General features: G+C 70.3%; 15 protein-coding genes. 11 read left to right on the plus strand and 4 right to left on the minus strand.

What is annotated here, in order from left to right; genetic code table 11:
• Nucleotides 1-318 precede the first annotated feature (318 nt).
• Both J2S76_RS16280 and J2S76_RS16285 read left to right on the plus strand, forming a co-directional pair.
• The gene (locus J2S76_RS16280; protein WP_307062006.1) at nt 319-1,137 is read left to right on the plus strand and encodes an alpha/beta hydrolase; all 819 of its coding nucleotides are present in this window, start codon (nt 319-321) and stop codon (nt 1,135-1,137) included.
• 196 nt (nt 1,138-1,333) lie between these two features.
• Nucleotides 1,334-1,876, plus strand: a complete 543-nt coding sequence (locus J2S76_RS16285; RefSeq protein WP_307062007.1) for a disulfide bond formation protein B — start codon at nt 1,334-1,336, stop codon at nt 1,874-1,876.
• 60 nt (nt 1,877-1,936) lie between these two features.
• Here the strand turns inward: J2S76_RS16285 and J2S76_RS16290 are convergent, their stop codons facing one another.
• The 4 genes from J2S76_RS16290 to J2S76_RS16305 form a co-directional block, all read right to left on the minus strand.
• The gene (locus tag J2S76_RS16290) at nt 1,937-2,494 is read right to left on the minus strand and encodes an HNH endonuclease (protein ID WP_026221170.1); all 558 of its coding nucleotides are present in this window, start codon (nt 2,492-2,494) and stop codon (nt 1,937-1,939) included.
• Nucleotides 2,495-2,638: 144 nt separating this feature from the next.
• Nucleotides 2,639-3,298, minus strand: coding sequence for an alpha/beta hydrolase (locus tag J2S76_RS16295; RefSeq protein WP_307062010.1), 660 nt, complete (start codon nt 3,296-3,298; stop codon nt 2,639-2,641).
• Complete coding sequence (locus J2S76_RS16300) at nt 3,298-5,235, minus strand: M23 family metallopeptidase (protein WP_307062012.1); 1,938 nt, start codon at nt 5,233-5,235, stop codon at nt 3,298-3,300. The genes J2S76_RS16295 and J2S76_RS16300 overlap by 1 nt, the downstream gene beginning before the upstream one ends.
• A 335-nt stretch (nt 5,236-5,570) precedes the next feature.
• Nucleotides 5,571-6,896, minus strand: a complete 1,326-nt coding sequence (locus tag J2S76_RS16305) for a CE1 family esterase (protein WP_307062014.1) — start codon at nt 6,894-6,896, stop codon at nt 5,571-5,573.
• A 307-nt stretch (nt 6,897-7,203) separates the two neighbouring features.
• Here J2S76_RS16305 and sdhC point away from each other — a divergent pair, with 307 nt between their 5' ends.
• From sdhC to J2S76_RS16350, 9 genes are all read left to right on the plus strand, one after another.
• On the plus strand, nt 7,204-7,596 hold the full coding sequence (sdhC, locus tag J2S76_RS16310) for a succinate dehydrogenase, cytochrome b556 subunit (protein WP_307062016.1): 393 nt from the start codon (nt 7,204-7,206) through the stop codon (nt 7,594-7,596).
• Nucleotides 7,597-7,600: 4 nt separating this feature from the next.
• Nucleotides 7,601-7,999 (plus strand): succinate dehydrogenase, hydrophobic membrane anchor protein, encoded by a 399-nt coding sequence (gene sdhD, locus J2S76_RS16315; RefSeq protein ID WP_307062017.1) that lies wholly within the window; start codon nt 7,601-7,603, stop codon nt 7,997-7,999.
• Between the two features lie 4 nt (nt 8,000-8,003).
• Nucleotides 8,004-9,842 (plus strand): succinate dehydrogenase flavoprotein subunit, encoded by a 1,839-nt coding sequence (gene sdhA, locus J2S76_RS16320; RefSeq protein ID WP_307062019.1) that lies wholly within the window; start codon nt 8,004-8,006, stop codon nt 9,840-9,842.
• A 21-nt stretch (nt 9,843-9,863) separates the two neighbouring features.
• On the plus strand, nt 9,864-10,646 hold the full coding sequence (locus J2S76_RS16325; protein WP_126281677.1) for a succinate dehydrogenase iron-sulfur subunit: 783 nt from the start codon (nt 9,864-9,866) through the stop codon (nt 10,644-10,646).
• Between the two features lie 84 nt (nt 10,647-10,730).
• A complete protein-coding gene (locus J2S76_RS16330; RefSeq protein ID WP_307062022.1) occupies nt 10,731-11,345 on the plus strand; it encodes a LysE family translocator in 615 nt (204 codons plus the stop codon).
• Nucleotides 11,346-11,349: 4 nt separating this feature from the next.
• Nucleotides 11,350-12,216, plus strand: coding sequence for a tRNA glutamyl-Q(34) synthetase GluQRS (gluQRS, locus tag J2S76_RS16335; protein ID WP_307062024.1), 867 nt, complete (start codon nt 11,350-11,352; stop codon nt 12,214-12,216).
• A 102-nt stretch (nt 12,217-12,318) separates the two neighbouring features.
• Nucleotides 12,319-14,001 (plus strand): benzoylformate decarboxylase, encoded by a 1,683-nt coding sequence (mdlC, locus tag J2S76_RS16340; RefSeq protein ID WP_307062026.1) that lies wholly within the window; start codon nt 12,319-12,321, stop codon nt 13,999-14,001.
• Nucleotides 14,002-14,081: 80 nt separating this feature from the next.
• On the plus strand, nt 14,082-14,792 hold the full coding sequence (locus J2S76_RS16345; protein ID WP_307062028.1) for a spermidine synthase family protein: 711 nt from the start codon (nt 14,082-14,084) through the stop codon (nt 14,790-14,792).
• Nucleotides 14,793-14,814: 22 nt separating this feature from the next.
• Complete coding sequence (locus tag J2S76_RS16350) at nt 14,815-15,483, plus strand: DUF2161 domain-containing phosphodiesterase (protein WP_307062348.1); 669 nt, start codon at nt 14,815-14,817, stop codon at nt 15,481-15,483.
• The last annotated feature ends 51 nt before the right edge of the window (nt 15,484-15,534 follow it).

Consider the following 15,534-nt stretch of genomic DNA (forward strand, 5'->3'; position numbering starts at 1 on the left):
CCGCGCCCCCCGCCGCCCCCCCGCGCGGCGGGGCCGGGGGGTCCCCGGGCACCTCGACGCCTTGCCTCGGGCTCGGGTGGAGAGATGGATCCCCGGGTCAAGCCCGGGGATGACGGGGCTCGTCGGAAACAAGGCGTGGAGGACCGGGTCACACCCGGCCATGACGTTGTGACGCGTGTCGGCGCAAGCTCCCTTTACCCCGCCGCTTCCCCTTGCGACCCTGGGAGCACCCTTGGCGCCGGGGTCGGGGTGGGGCATGAGGGGAGGGCCGGAGCCTTCCGGCGCTAAATTCAAACTTCCACCTTGCGGCGCCTGCCCATGAACCCCGTCACTTTGCCCGATGCCGAATGGTTCGACCTGGCGCCGCCCGGTGGCGGGGCGCCGTGGCGGATCTTTCTCGCCCGGCCGCAGGGCGAGGCGCCGGCGGCCGGTTTTCCCACCCTGTTCATGCTCGACGCCAATGCGGGCTTCGCCACCTTCACCGAGGTGCTGCGGCGCGGCGCGGTGCGCCCGGCCGCCACCGGCATCGGGCCGATGGTGCTGGTCGGCATCGGCTATCCCGAAGAAGATGACGCCCGGGCGCGGCGGCATTTCGACTACACGGCCGGGCCGGGGGCGGAGGGCAGCGCGCGGCCGACCGGCGGGCGCGACGCCTTTCTCGCCTTTATCGAGCAGGTGCTGAAGCCGCGCATTGCCCGCGAGGTGCCGCTCGACCCGGCGCGGCAGACGCTGTTCGGCCATTCGCTCGCCGGCTGGTTCACGCTCGACGTGATGGCGCGCGATGGCGGGGCGTTCGCCGCCTATGTCGCAGTGAGCCCGTCGCTGTGGTGGGACGAGGCGCGGCTCGATGCGGGGCTGGCGCTGCCGCGCGCGGTGCCGCCGCGGCTGTCACTGATGGTCGGCGAGTGGGAACAGGCGCTCGCCCCCTGGCAGGCGGAGCGGCCGGAGGCGGGGGAGATGGCGGCGCGGCGGGCACGGCGGGCGATGGTCGACCGGGCGCAGGGCTTTGCCGAACGGGCGCGGGTCACGCTCGGGCCGGAGGCGGAGGTGCGGTTCGAGCGGCTGGCGGGGGAGGACCATGCCTCGATCCTGCCCGCCGCCATGGCGCGGGCGCTGCGCTTCGCGCTGGCGGCGTAGCGGCGAGGCGGGGCAGGGCGCGGCATCCTTCGAGGCTCGCCTTCGGCGCGCACCTGAGGATGACGGGTCACTGGGGATGACGGGCTTCCCGGGAGAGAGAGCGTCGGCATCCGGCAGACGTGATGGGCGCCCCCATTTGCGCTAGCGGGCCGAGCGGCTAGAACTGGCGCGATTGCTTCACGATCGGTGCCCGCCCATGAACACATCTGCCGCGACCGCTTCCGCCGCCCCTTCGCCCGACGCCCGCCGCGCGGCGCGCAACCGCCAGGTGACGGCGGCGCTGGTGGTGGCGGTCGCCAGCGCCGGGGCGCTGGCCGGGGCGTGGTATTTCCAGCTGGTGGTGGGGCTGGCGCCGTGCCCGCTCTGCCTTGAACAGCGCATTCCCTATTACATCGCCGTGCCGGTGGCGCTGGTCGCGCTGCTGGTCGCGGCTTTCGGCAAGACGGGGCCGGCGCGGGTGGCGCTGGCGCTGTGCGGCATGCTGATGGCGCTGGGCGCCTTTCTTGCCGTCTATCATGCCGGGGTGGAATGGGCCTGGTGGGCGGGGCCGGAAACCTGCTCCGGCGCCGGGCCGGCGCTGGGCGGCGGCAATTTGCTCGGCCAGCTGCAGACCGCCCGCGTCGTGCGCTGCGACGAGGCGGCGTGGCGGCTCTTCGGCCTGTCGCTGGCCGGCTACAACGCCTTCATTGCCAGCGCGCTTGTTGTGGTGGCGATGTGGGGCGCGACGGCGAAGGCGTGAGGGGGCGGCACGCGATCCCGGACCGGGCCTGCGGCCCTTCCGGGATGACGCCTTTGCCGCTCACGGGTCCAGCTCGGTGTCCCAGTAGAGATAGTCCATCCAGCTGTCGTGCAGATAGTTCGGCGGGAAGTGACGGCCGTTCTGGTGCAGGTCGAACACGCTCGGCTGGTAGGGCTTTTGCCGCGGCACCATATGGGCGGTTTCCGGCATCTGGCTGCCCTTGCGCAGATTGCAGGGCGAGCAGGCGGCGACGACGTTTTCCCAGGTGGTCTGGCCGCCGCGCGAGCGCGGGATGACGTGGTCGAAGGTCAAATCCTCGCGCGAATCGCAGTACTGGCAGGTGAAGCGGTCGCGCAGGAACACGTTGAAGCGGGTGAAGGCGGGCTGGCGCGAGGGGCGGATGAAGGTCTTCAGCGAGACCACGCTCGGCAGCCGCATCTGGAAGGTCGCGCTGGAGACCTGCCGCTCATAATATTCGACGATGTTCACCCGATCGAGGAACACCGCCTTGATCGCGTCCTGCCACGCCCAGACCGAGAGGGGGTAATAGCTCAGCGGCCGGTAATCGGCGTTGAGCACGAGGGCAGGCCAGGCACCCGGAGACAAAGTCGCCGTCAACGCTCGCTCCCTGTCAGGAACGTCCGCACGGTCGCTTGAGTCGGCGCCGCGTGACGCACGGCGATACTCTATAGGGAGCGTGTCAGTCTTGTGAAGCGCCGGCCGGCAATTCGCCGCAGTGCGGCAGATGGCAGGCGTCGCGCTTCAGGCCAGCACTTCGGTGAGGAAGCTGCCGGCCAGCGACAGGCCGGTGGCGTCGATGCCGTGGGCGAGGCCGCTGGAGAGGTGCGCGCGCACCGTGATGCCCTGCCGCTGCAGGCTTTCCACCGCGCGCGGCAGCGCCATCGGCGGAATCACCTGGTCGAGGTCGCCATGGATGAGCAGCACGGGCGGGCGGGCGATGATCTCGGCGTCGAATGCCGCCATGGCCCGCTCCGGCGGCAGCACATGGATGCCGGAGAAGCCGACAATGCCGGCGGGCGCCACCGCGCGGCGCAGGCCGGTGTGCAGCGCCATCATCGTGCCCTGGCTGAAGCCGACCAGCGCGAGGCGCGAACCGGGCAGGTTCAGCCGGGCGAGCTCGGCGTCGAGGAAGGCATCGAGCGCGCTCTGCGCGCTCTGCACCCCGGCCCAGCGCTCGCGGTCGTCGCGCTCGGTATAGCCGAACCATTGCCGGCCGACCGGGGCGATGGTGAGCGGCTCGGGCGCGTGCGGGGAGACGAAGGCGGCGTGCGGCAGCAGCGGCGCCCAGTACTCGCCGAGGTCGATCAGGTCGCGCCCGTCGGCACCATAGCCGTGCAGCAGCACCACCAGCGAGGTGGCGGGGCCGCCGGCGCGGGGAGGCAGGCGCGGGCCGTTGAGCATCAGTTGGTCTCGGCGGCGCCGGAGGCGCTGGCGGCCACGCGCGCGGCATTGCTGTGGTTGAGCAGCGTGTCGATGGTGGCGCGCTCCTTCTCGAAGCTGGCGAGAATGCGCCCGTCCAGCGCCCGCCCGCGCGGCAGGCGGATACGCATCGGGTCGACGAAGCGCCCGTTGACCAGCACCTCATAATGCAGATGCGCGCCGGTGGAGAGGCCGGTGGAGCCGATATAGCCGATCAGCTGGCCCTGGCGCACCCGCACCCCTTCGCGGATGCCCTTGGCGAAGCTGGACTGGTGCGAATAGGTGGTGACATAGCCGTTGGAGTGCTGGATCTCGATGCGGCGGCCATAGCCGGAGGTCCAGGCGGCCTTCTTGATCACGCCATTGCCGGCGGCATAGATCGGGGTGCCGGTGCGGTCGGACCAGTCGACGCCCGAATGCAGGCGGCTATAGCCGAGGATCGGGTGGCGGCGCATGCCGAAGCCCGAGCGCAGCTGGCCACCGGAGAGCGGCTTGCGCACCAGGAACTTCTTCGCGCTCTTGCCGGCATCGTCATAGAAGTCGATCAGGCCGTCATCCTGGGTCTGGTAGCGGTAATAGCGCCGCTCCTCGCCGCCGACGGTGAGGCCGGCATAGAGCACGCCGCCGGCGCCGCCGGCCTCGTCGGGCTCGAACAGCACCTCGAAGGAATCGCCGGCGCGCACGCGGCGCTGGAAGTCGACATCGAAGGAATAGACCCGGATCATGCTCTCGATGACCGGGCGGGGCACCTCGTGGCGCAGCGCGGTTTCCCAGATGCTGTCGTAAAGCGTGATGCGGCCGCTGCCGCCTTCCTCGTCGCCATCCTCGGGCGCCAGATCGGCGACCTGGGTGTCGCTGGCCTCCTGCACGGGCAGGAAAGTGCCGCTGTCGGACAGCGCCACCGTGCCCTGATGGCCACTCTCGCCGAACACCGCCACGCGCAGCGGCATCGCGCCCTCGGTGGCGTTGTCGAGCAGGACCTTGAGCCGCAGGCCGGGGGTGAGCTTGCCGGACAGTTCGCGGGTGCCGAAGGCGCGGGCGGCGCCGTTGGCGGCGACTTCCGGCACGCCGAGATCGATCAGCACGGAGGCGACGGTGTCGCCCGCCTTGGCCACCACGGTGCGCTCGGACCAGTCATTGCCGCCGGAGGCATCGTCGGCCGATTTGTCGATCGCCGACATGTTGTCGGGCTGCTGCAGCACGTTCAGCGGATCGGCGGCGCCAGAGGGCGCATAGGCCAGCACGCCGAGACCCGGAAAGGCCGGGGCGCGGGCGTCGGCGGTGGGCACGCTGAACTCGGCCGTCTCGCGCACCTTCATCAGCACGTCTTCCATCGGCAGCTCGGCGGCGAAGCGCGTGCTGGCCGGCAGGGTGCCGATGTCGCGCAGGACGATGGTGAGGTCGCCGGTGGGCTCGGCCTGCACCGCCTCGGTTTCGTCATTGGTCGATTCGGCGATCAGCTTGGCCGGGTTGAAGCGCGGCACGTCGACCGAGGCGGAGGTGACGGACTGGGCAAGATTGGTCGCCACCTTGGTGACGGCGCGGACCCGGATCACCTCGCGGTCACCGTCCTTGACAGTGGTGGACAGGCGCAGGGTCTGCTTGGCGCTGAAACTTTCGGAGAGGATCGACATGCGGTCGCCCTTGCGGGCGACATTGGAGGGGCGCTCGCCGGCGGCCAGGGCGCCGCGCAGGGCCGAGCGCACGGTTTCCGGCGACTGGGCGAAGCGGTATTCGCCATCGAGCGCGGCATAGACCGCCCCACCCATCAGGGCGGCGCCGCAAATGCCGGTGAGCAGCGTGGCCATGAGCCAGCGAATGGAGATGCGGCGGCGGTTGATCGGCTCCTCGGCGTCACCATCGACGCCGAGCGGGGGCTCGTCGCCGAGATCAAACGCCGCGAGGTGGGAGCGCCTCACGCCTGCCAGTCCGCGCCTCGTCTCCAACCGGCTTTCCCCGCCTTTTCCCGACATGCTCGCCGCGCGGTCCGCGACCGGCGCCGGCACGTCTGTTTCCTGTAGCGCCCGCCGGACGCGAGGGCGTCGGAGGTTTTAAAATACCCCCGGCGCGGATGGGAGGCGACGATGCCGCCGGCAGCCGCGCCCGTCAACCCGCCGCGCCATCGAATTGACGCCAGCGAATCGCCGTTGCCATCGGCAGGACCGCCGACGGGCGGAGGCCGATGTAGAGCCGGCTCACGGCAAAAGCATGGCGAGGGGCAAACGGCAGGGCGCCGAGCCGGCGCGCGGTCGCGCTATTGGGTGCTGGCGGCGCGGCTGCGCAGCGGCGAGGGCGGGGGCAGTGGCACCTGCGCCAGCCGGGTCGCCGCGGCCGCCTGCGTGCCCGCTGCCGAACCCGGCTGCACGAAGCCGGCGCGCACGAAGCCCGCCTGCAGCGGCAGCGGCGCCCCGGGGGCGATCGGCCGGGCGAGCGAGGGGGCGGGCTCCGGCGCGGCAAAGGCCGTGGGCGCGGGCGCGTCGTTGGCGTCCGGCACGATGCCCTCCCACGCATTGGCCAGCGTGACCGGCTCCGCCCGGACCGGCCGGGCCGCGGCGCCGCGCGGCACCGGCGCCAAGGCGAGGGCGGGGGAGGCGGGAGTGGCGGCGGCGCGCGCGGGAGTGGCGGCGGGAGTCCGGCCGGCCATCTCGACCGGCGGGGCGCCGCCGAAACGCTTGAAGAAGGTCCAGATCTCTTCCGGCGCGTCGAGCCCGCTGCGGCGGGGCCCGAGCAGCACCGAGGCGAGCGCGTCCACCGCGTCGGTCGATTGCGAGGGCGGCTGGTGGCCACCGGCCACCTCGTAATAGGCGACGGCGCCGCCTGTCGTGCAGTTATTCCAGCGGGTGATGCGCGCATGCGGGGCGCTGGTGCGCTCGGGCGTCGCGCAGCCGTCGAGCTTTGCGAACAGCGCGGCGGTGGCGTCGGCCGACATCAGCCGCGCGCCCGGGGTGGGGCGGCCAAACGCCGGCACGATCGGGTCATAGGTGCCGTTCATCAACAGGATCGGCACCGGCTTGGACGGGCGGCAGCTTTCCGCATAGTCCATCGGCACCGTCATCATCAGCGTCGCATAGGCCTGGAAGCGGTCGGCGTAGTTGCAGGCGACATAGGCGGTGAGGAAGCCGCCATTGGAAAAGCCCATCAGATAGGCGCGGGAGGGATCGACAAGGCCCTCCGCCGTCAGCGCCTCCAGCACATCCAGCACGAAGCGGCCATCGTCGCGCTTGTGCAGCAGCGGGATGAAGCCGGCGATGGAGCTGCGGCCGTCATTCCACAGCAGGTTCATCCCCTTGGGATAGGCGACAATGAAGCCCTCGCGGTCGGCCACCGCGTCAAGATCGAGATAACGCTGCATCATGCCGGCCGGCTGCAGGGCGCCGTGCAGCGCGATCACCAGCGGCAGCGGCCCGGGCGGAGCGTTCTTCGGCAGGTGCAGGATATAGTCGCGGCTGAGGCCGCCAGAGGTCAGCGTGCGGACCGAATCCCGCGACTGCGCCGCAGCCGGGGAGGCGGCAAGGCCGAGCAGGGCGACGAGCAGCGCCAGTATTGCGCCAGGCAGGCAGCTGGGTTTCGCAAAAAGCATGGACAACGCGACCTCGAATGCGCGGGTTCCGCGCGTCCCAACAGACGGCGGGTTTCGGTCAATTAAAAGGCAAAGATGGTTAACAGCCCGTCATCGCCGGCTTTCGCAGGGCTTGCGCCCGCGCGACACGCGCCGAAAAGGGGGGGTGCGCGCGGCCGCCGCGATGCGCTAGGGTGTGCTTGCTGCAGCGCAACCCGAAAGAGGAGCGCGGCGGGAGGAACGATAGACGCCACCTTTGGAATGATTGCGAACTGCAATCGTTTCCGCTACGCACACACCACATTCCTGAGTGATCTGGGACACCGACATGGCAGGAGCGGCCGAGCGGCCCCTTTCCCCACATCTGCAAATCTACCGTCCGATGCTGACGATGATGATGTCCATCGTCCATCGTATCACCGGCGTGGCTTTGTATCTCGGCACGCCGCTGCTGGTGGCCTGGCTGCTGGCCGCCGCCAGTTCCGAGCAGGCCTTCAGTTTCGTGAACGGGCTTTACGGCAGCTGGATCGGCCTTCTTCTGCTGGTCGGCTACAGCTGGGCGCTGATCCACCACGCGCTGGGCGGCATCCGTCACTTCGTCTGGGACACCGGCGCGGGCTTCGGCCCCGGGCCGCGCGAACTGTTCGCCAAGCTCACCATCGGCGGCTCGATCGCGCTGACCGGCGTGCTGTGGATCGTGATCTGGCTGGTGAAGGGCTGACCCCATGAGCGCGTCCCCGGGTTCCTCCATGCGCACCCCGCGCCGGCGCGTCGCCGGCCTCGGCTCGGCGCGCTCCGGCACCGGCCATTTCTGGCTGCAGCGCGTGACCGCGCTCGCCAATCTTCTGCTGATCCTGATCGCCCTGCCGATCGTAATATGGGCAGCGGGGCAGGAGCAGGCGCAGACTCTCGCCATTCTCGGCCATCCGCTGGTCGCCATCGTGCTGCTGCTGCTGATCTTCTCGGTCTGCTTCCATATGCGGATCGGCATGCAGGTGGTGATCGAGGATTATGTGCCTGCCGAGGGGATGAAGGTGCTCGCGCTGATCGCCAATACGTTCTTCACCATTGCGGTCGGCAGTGCCGGCGCCTTCGCCGTCCTCAAGATCAGTTTCGGAGGCTGAGACCATGGCCGGAACCTCTTCCGCCACTGGCGCCGCCAACGGGGCGTCGCTGCGTTCCGCCTACCCGATCACCGACCACACCTATGATGTGGTGGTGGTGGGCGCCGGCGGCGCGGGCCTGCGCGCCGTGGTCGGCTGCTCGGAAGCCGGGCTGCGCACCGCCTGCGTGACCAAGGTGTTCCCCACCCGCTCGCACACCGTGGCGGCGCAGGGCGGCATCGCCGCCTCGCTCGGCAATATGGGCACCGACGACTGGCGCTTCCACATGTACGACACCGTGAAGGGGTCGGACTGGCTGGGCGACCAGGACGCGATCGAATATCTCGTGCGCCACGCCCCCGCCGCCGTCTATGAGCTGGAGCACTGGGGCGTGCCGTTTTCGCGCACGGAAGCGGGCCAGATCTACCAGCGCCCGTTCGGCGGCATGACGGTGGACTATGGCAAGACCCCGGCGCAGCGCACCTGCGCCGCCGCCGACCGCACCGGCCACGCCATCCTGCACACGCTCTATGGCGCGGCGCTGAAGCACTCGGCCGAATTCTTCATTGAATATTTCGCCCTCGACCTGATCATGGACGAGGAAGGCCGCTGCCGTGGCCTCGTCGCGCTGAAGATGGATGACGGCACGCTGCACCGCTTCCGCGCGCAGACCGTGATTCTCGCCACCGGCGGCTATGGCCGCGCCTATTTCTCCGCCACGTCAGCCCACACCTGCACCGGTGATGGCAATGCGATGGTGCTGCGCGCGGGCCTGCCGCTGCAGGACATGGAATTCGTGCAGTTCCACCCGACCGGCATCTATGGCTCGGGCTGCCTGATCACCGAGGGCGCGCGCGGCGAGGGCGGCTATCTCACCAATGCCGAGGGCGAGCGCTTCATGGAGCGCTACGCCCCCTCGGCCAAGGACCTTGCCTCGCGCGACGTGGTCTCCCGCTCCATGACGATGGAGATTCGCGAGGGACGCGGCGTCGGCAAGAACAAGGACCACATCTACCTGCATCTCGACCATCTCGACCCGGCGATCCTGCATGAGCGCCTGCCGGGCATTTCCGAGAGCGCCAAGATCTTCGCCGGCGTCGACGTGACCAAGGAACCGATCCCGGTGCTGCCGACCGTGCATTACAACATGGGCGGCATCCCGACGAACTTCCACGGCGAGGTCGTCACCAAGAAGGACGGTAACCCGGACCATGTGGTGCCCGGGCTGATGGCGGTGGGCGAATGCGCCTGCGTCTCCATCCACGGCGCCAACCGGCTCGGCTCCAACTCGCTGACCGACCTTGTGGTGTTCGGCCGCGCGGCGGCGCTGCGCTGCGCCGACATTCTCACCGCCGGCGACAAGCAGCGCGAGCTGCCGGCCGATTCCGCCGATCTGGCGCTCGCCCGGCTCGACCGCTTCCGCAACGCCAAGGGCGGCACGCCCACCGCCGAGCTGCGCCTGTCGATGCAGAAGGTGATGCAGAATAATTGCGCGGTCTACCGCACCGGCGAGGTGCTGGAAGAGGGCCGCAAGCTGATCGCCGACGTCTTTGCCGGCACCAGCGACATCGACGTGACCGACCGCTCGCTGATCTGGAATTCCGATCTCATCGAGACGCTGGAATATGACAACCTGATCGCGCAGGCGAGCGTGACCATGGAAAGCGCCGCCGCCCGCACCGAGAGCCGCGGCGCCCATGCGCGCGAGGATTTCCCCGAGCGCGACGACGCCCATTGGATGAAGCACACGCTGGCCTTCCTGGATTTCGAGACGCAGTCGGTGCGCCTCGACGACCGGCCGGTGCACACCTACACGCTGTCGAACGACATCCAGTACATCGAGCCGCGCAAGCGGGTGTATTGAGCCGGGGAACGATCGCTCGCCATGGTCCAGCTCACGCTTCCGAAGAACTCGCAGCTTGTCGAAGGCAAGGTGTGGCCCAAGCCCGCCGGCACCAACCGGCTGACCGAATACAAGATCTACCGCTGGAACCCGGATGACGGGAAGAATCCGAGCGTCGACACCTATTATGTCGACCGCGACGATTGCGGGCCGATGGTGCTGGACGGGCTGATCTGGATCAAGACCAAGATCGACCCGACGCTGACCTTCCGCCGCTCCTGCCGCGAGGGCATTTGCGGCTCCTGCGCCATGAACATTGACGGCACCAACACGCTGGCCTGCCTGAAAAGCATGGATGAGGTGGATGCCTCGGCGGTGAAGATCTACCCGCTGCCGCACATGCCCGTGGTGAAGGACCTGGTGCCTGATCTCACCCAGTTCTACGCCCAGCACGCCTCCGTCGAGCCGTGGCTGCACACCGAGACCCCGGCGCCGGAGAAGGAATGGCGGCAGGGGCGCGGCGACCGCGAGAAGCTGGACGGGCTGTATGAGTGCATTCTGTGCGCCTGCTGCTCCACCTCCTGCCCGAGCTATTGGTGGAATGGCGACCGCTATCTCGGCCCCGCCGCGCTGTTGCAGGCCTATCGCTGGCTGATCGACAGCCGCGACGAGGCCACCGGCGACCGGCTGGACGACCTCGAAGACCCGTTCCGGCTCTATCGCTGCCACACCATCATGAACTGCGCCAAGGCCTGCCCGAAGGGGCTGAACCCGGCCAAGGCGATCGCCGAGATCAAGAAGATGATGGTGGCGCGCCAGTTCTGAGTTTTTGGCGCGCGGCGCGGCTTCCATCCGCGCCGGCCCGATGCGACGATAATCGCCGGGCTGGTGAGCTTGGAGAAGGTGGCCATGGATGTCTCGACGCTGCTCGCCTTCGCGGCGGCTTTCTTCGTGTTCGCCGCCAGCCCCGGGCCTGACAACATGACCATCGTCGCGCGCACCCTGTCGCACGGTGCGGCCTCGGGGCTTGCCTATGGTGCCGGGACGGTCGCCGGGGTTCTCGTTTTCCTGGCGCTGGCCGCGTGCGGCCTCTCGCTCCTCGCGCAGGAGATGGGCTGGGTGATGACCGTGCTGCGCTATGCCGGCGCGGCCTGGCTCATCTGGATGGGCGTGCGGCTGTGGACCGCCGAGCCTGTCGTGCCGGCGCTGGTGCCGGGGACCGGGCGGGCCGGGCTGCTGCCGGTGTTCGCCACCGGCGTCGCGCTCAATCTCGGCAATCCGAAAATGCCGCTGTTCTATCTGGCGCTGCTGCCGAATGTGGTGGGCCCCTCGCTGACGCTCGGCCAGCTGGCGAGCCTTTCCGCCGTCATCCTCGCCGTCGAGGCGGTGGTGGTGGGCGGCCATGTGCTGCTGGCCGGGCGCGCGCGCCGGCTGCTGCGAACCCCGGCCGTGGTGCGCCGGGTCAACCGCACCGCCGGCGGCGTCATGGTGGGGGCGGGCGTCGCGGTGGTCGCGGCGCGCTGACGCCGTGCCGCGCCCCGTTTTCCGCTTCGCCCCCAGCCCGAACGGGCTTCTGCATCTCGGCCATGCCCGCTCCGTGCTGCTGAACGCGGCGCTGGCGCGGGAAGGCGGCGGGCGGCTGCTGCTGCGGATCGAAGATATCGACGTCGAGCGCTGCCGGCCGGCATTCGAGGCCGCGATCCTCGAGGACCTCGCCTGGCTGGGGCTGGACTGGGAGCGGCCGGTGCGCCGGCAATCGGAACATTTCGCCGACTATGAATCGGCACTCGCCCGGCTTGACGCGCTCGGCCTCGTCTATCCCAGCTTCGAGAGCCGGGGCGATATTCGCCGCGCGGTGGCGGCGCGGCCGGGCTGGCCGGGCGACCCGGACGGGGCGCCGTTGTTTCCGTTTGCGCGCGAGGCCATGAGCGAGGCCGAGCGCGCGCGCCGCGTGGCGGCCGGAGAGCCCTATGCGCTGCGGCTCGACATGGCGCAGGCGGTGGCGTTAACGGGGCCGCTCGGCTGGCAGGAGGTGGACGCGGCCGCCGGGACGGCGCAGCACGTCGCCGCCGAGCCGCTGGCCTGGGGCGACGTGATCCTGGCCCGCAAGGGGGTGCCGACCGCTTACCACCTCGCCGTGGTGGTGGACGACGCGCTGCAGGGCATCAGCCATGTGGTGCGCGGGGCGGACCTCAAGGCGGCGACCTCGGTGCATCGTGTGCTGCAGGCGCTGCTGGGCCTGCCGGCGCCGCTCTATACCCACCATTCGCTGCTGCTCGACGCGGAAGGGCGCAAGCTCTCCAAATCCATCGGCTCGCAGAGCCTGGCCGCGCTGCGGGCGGGGGGAATCACGCCCGACGAGGTGCGGCGACGGGCGCTGGAAGGGCTGCGGTAGCGCGATAATTTTTCCGCGTGCGTCGCTCGCACGCCAATGAACGGGGTTGAGTTCCCTGCCGTAATCGGGAAGCTTTGGCTGCCCGGCGCCGCGACATGGTGGTTGCGGGGGGCACAGCGACGCGCGGCCTGCGGGGGCCGCCGTGGGGGACAAGATGACGGGTTCAACCGTGCGTTCGGTCAACATGACCTTCTGCGTGACCTTGGGCTGACGACCTTCTTCGGCAATCCGGGCTCGACCGAGGAAACCTTCCTCAAGGATTTCCCGGCCGATTTCACCTATCACCTCGCCTTGCAAGAGGCCTCCGCCATCGCCATCGCCGATGGCTATGCGCAGGCGACCGGCAAGCCGGCGATCGTCAATGTCCACACCGCCGCGGGGCTCGGCAATGCGATGGGCAACCTCATCACCGCCGCCCTCAACAAGACGCCGCTCATCGTCACCGCCGGCCAGCAGACGCGCGAAATGCTGCTGATGGAGCCGTGGCTGACCAATGTCGATTCGACGCAGCTGCCACGCCCCTGGGTGAAATGGGCCTATGAGCCGGCGCGGCCGGAAGACGTGCCCGCCGCCTTCATGCGCGCCTATGCCACCGCGACGCAGGCGCCGGCCGGGCCGGTGTTCCTCTCGCTGCCGCTCGACGACTGGGACAAGCCGCTGGAAGGCCGCGCGGTGGTGCGCACGGTGAGCCAGCGCATCGCCCCCGACCCGGAGCGGCTGAAGGAATTCGCCGACATCCTTTCCGGCGCCGCCAACCCGGCGCTGATCTTCGGCGCGGCGATCGACCGGGGTGCGGGCTGGCCGGACGCGATCGCGCTGGCCGAGGCGCTGGACGCCACCGTGTTCGCGGCGCCGGCGAGCGAGCGCTGCCCCTTCCCGGAGGACCACCCGCTCTATGCCGGCGGGCTGCCCTTCGCCATCGGCCCGCTCAGCGAGAGGCTGAAAGGGCACGATGTCGCGATCGTCATCGGCGCGCCGGTGTTCCGCTATTACCCCTATGTCGCCGGCGATTACCTGCCCGAGGGGCTGCGCCTGCTGCATATCAGCGACGACCCGGCGGAGACGTCGCGCGCGCCTGTCGGCGACAGTTTGGTGGGCGATGCGGTACTGGCGACGCGCGGGCTGGCCGGGCTGGTGAGGACCCGGGTGGGCACGGGCGCGGCCCGTGAGAAGCTGACGCACCGCATGGCGCCGCATCCGGCGTCCGACGCGCCGGCGACCGTCGGCGAAGTGCCGACCGCCGCGCAGGTGTTCGCGGCGCTGGCGCAGGTGCGGCTGCCGCACACGGTGCTGGTAGAGGAATCGCCCTCCAATCTCGCGGACCTCCACACGCACTGGCCGATCACCGAGCCGGCGACCTTCTTCACCTTCGCCAGCGGCGGGCTCGGCTGGAACCTGCCGGCCTCGGTCGGCATCGCGCTGGGCGAGCGTGATACCGGGCGCAACCGGCCTGTCATGCTGATCATCGGCGACGGTTCGTTCCAATATTCGCTGCAGGCGCTGTGGACGGCGGCGCAGAGCGGGTTGCCGCTGGTGATCCTCGCGCTGCGCAATGGCGAATATGGCATCCTCAAATCCTTCGCCGTGCTGGAGGAAACGCCCGGGGTGCCCGGGCTCGACATTCCCGGGCTCGATCTCGTCAGCCTCGCCAAGGGCTTTGGCTGCGCCGCCGAGCGGATCAGCGATCTCGACGTTCTGAAGGAGCGGGTGGCGGCGGCGTTCAACGCCGCCGGGCCGACCGTGTTCGAGGTGCCGATCAACCCGTCCATCCCGCCGCTGATCTGAGCGGCGCCTCGGCGCGCGCGTCTTGCCCGAGGGCCCGGTTCGGCGCTACCTCGGGGGATGCCGCGCACCGAGACGCCCTTATGATTCCCTGGACCCTGCTCGATACCGCCCAAGTGCCTGAGGGCGGCGAGCTGCGCCTCAAGCGGCGGGGCGCGGAATTCTCCATCATGGCTGGGGCGACCGAGCTGATGAACAGCCGCCTCAGCGGCTCGGAGAAGGCGCTGGCGACGCTGGTCTGCGCCCGGCTCGGGGCGCGCCCGGCCCCCGTGCTGCTGATCGGCGGGCTCGGCATGGGCTTCACCCTGCGCGCGGCGCTGGGCGAGGTGGGGGCCGAGGCGCGGATCGTGGTGGCCGAGCTGGTGCCGGCGGTGATCGACTGGGCGCGCGGGCCGATGGCGGAGATTTTCGGCGACAGCCTCGATGATCCGCGCGTCACGGTGGCCGAGGGCGATGTCGCCCGGCTCATCGGCGCGGGGCGGGCCGCCTATGACGCCATCCTGCTCGATGTCGACAACGGGCCGGGCGGGCTGACGCGGGCGGCCAATGATGGGCTCTACAGCCCCGCCGGGCTCGGCGCGGCCTCAGCGGCGCTGCGGCCGGGCGGGGTGCTGGCGGTGTGGTCCTCGGCGCCGGACAGCGGCTTCACCGGGCGGCTGCGCCGCGCGGGTTTCGCGGTGGAGGAGGCGCGGGTGCGCGCCCATGGCAAAAGCGGCGCGCGCCATGTGATCTGGCTGGCGGAAAAGCGCGCCGGCGGTGCCCCGGCGGCACCGCGCCCGCCGCGCCGTCCCTGAGTTTGAGCCCGGAGGACCGACCCTGGAGACCACGCTCTATCTGCCGATCAAGCGCTTTCTCGAACAACGCGGCTTCACCGTGAAGGGGGAGATCGGCGGCTGCGATCTTGTGGCGCTGTCGGATGACGAGACGCCTGTGGTGGTGATCGGCGAATTGAAGCTCAGCTTCAATCTGGAGCTGGTGCTGCAGGCGGTGCACCGCGCCGGCGCCGGCGACGAGGTGTGGCTGGCGGCGCGGGCCTCGCTGCGCGGAGGCGGGCGCGAGAGCGATGCACGCTTCCGCAATCTCTGCCGCCGCCTCGGTTTCGGCATGCTGCTGGTGTTGCCCGACGGTGCGGTAACGATCCTGGTCAGCCCCGACGCGCCAATGCCGCGCAAGGACCCGCGCCGGCGCTCACGGCTGGTGTCCGAGCACAGGCGGCGGCAGGGCGACCCGGCGGTGGGCGGGGGCTCGCGGGTGCCCGTGATGACCGCCTATCGCCAGCAGGCGCTGGCCTGCGCCGCCGTGCTGGCGGCGGGGCCGGCGCGCCCGCGCGATTTGCGCCCGCGCGCGCCGGATGCGGGAAAGATCCTGCGCGACAATGTCTATGGCTGGTTCGCCCGCACCGAGCGCGGCGTCTACGCCCTCACGCCCGCCGGGCATGAGGCGCTGGCGCGCTGGCCGCAGGCGGTCGACCAACCGTCGGTTTAGAAGGCGCCGCGTCAAACCGCTGTCACCGGCCGGGGATAGCAGGGGGCACCG

The organism is Ancylobacter vacuolatus (assembly GCF_030813595.1).
GTDB lineage: Bacteria > Pseudomonadota > Alphaproteobacteria > Rhizobiales > Xanthobacteraceae > Ancylobacter > Ancylobacter vacuolatus.

Bases quoted from the DNA above. Each gene is read 5' to 3' on its own strand.
- sdhA (WP_307062019.1), top strand. From the start codon at position 8,004: ATGGCCGGAACCTCTTCCGCCACTGGCGCCGCCAACGGGGCGTCGCTG.
- J2S76_RS16280 (WP_307062006.1), top strand. From the start codon at position 319: ATGAACCCCGTCACTTTGCCCGATGCCGAATGGTTCGACCTGGCGCCG.
- J2S76_RS16325 (WP_126281677.1), top strand. From the start codon at position 9,864: ATGGTCCAGCTCACGCTTCCGAAGAACTCGCAGCTTGTCGAAGGCAAG.
- J2S76_RS16305 (WP_307062014.1), bottom strand. From the start codon at position 6,896: ATGCTTTTTGCGAAACCCAGCTGCCTGCCTGGCGCAATACTGGCGCTG.
- sdhC (WP_307062016.1), top strand. From the start codon at position 7,204: ATGGCAGGAGCGGCCGAGCGGCCCCTTTCCCCACATCTGCAAATCTAC.
- sdhD (WP_307062017.1), top strand. From the start codon at position 7,601: ATGAGCGCGTCCCCGGGTTCCTCCATGCGCACCCCGCGCCGGCGCGTC.
- J2S76_RS16345 (WP_307062028.1), top strand. From the start codon at position 14,082: ATGATTCCCTGGACCCTGCTCGATACCGCCCAAGTGCCTGAGGGCGGC.
- J2S76_RS16330 (WP_307062022.1), top strand. From the start codon at position 10,731: ATGGATGTCTCGACGCTGCTCGCCTTCGCGGCGGCTTTCTTCGTGTTC.
- J2S76_RS16285 (WP_307062007.1), top strand. From the start codon at position 1,334: ATGAACACATCTGCCGCGACCGCTTCCGCCGCCCCTTCGCCCGACGCC.
- J2S76_RS16295 (WP_307062010.1), bottom strand. From the start codon at position 3,298: ATGCTCAACGGCCCGCGCCTGCCTCCCCGCGCCGGCGGCCCCGCCACC.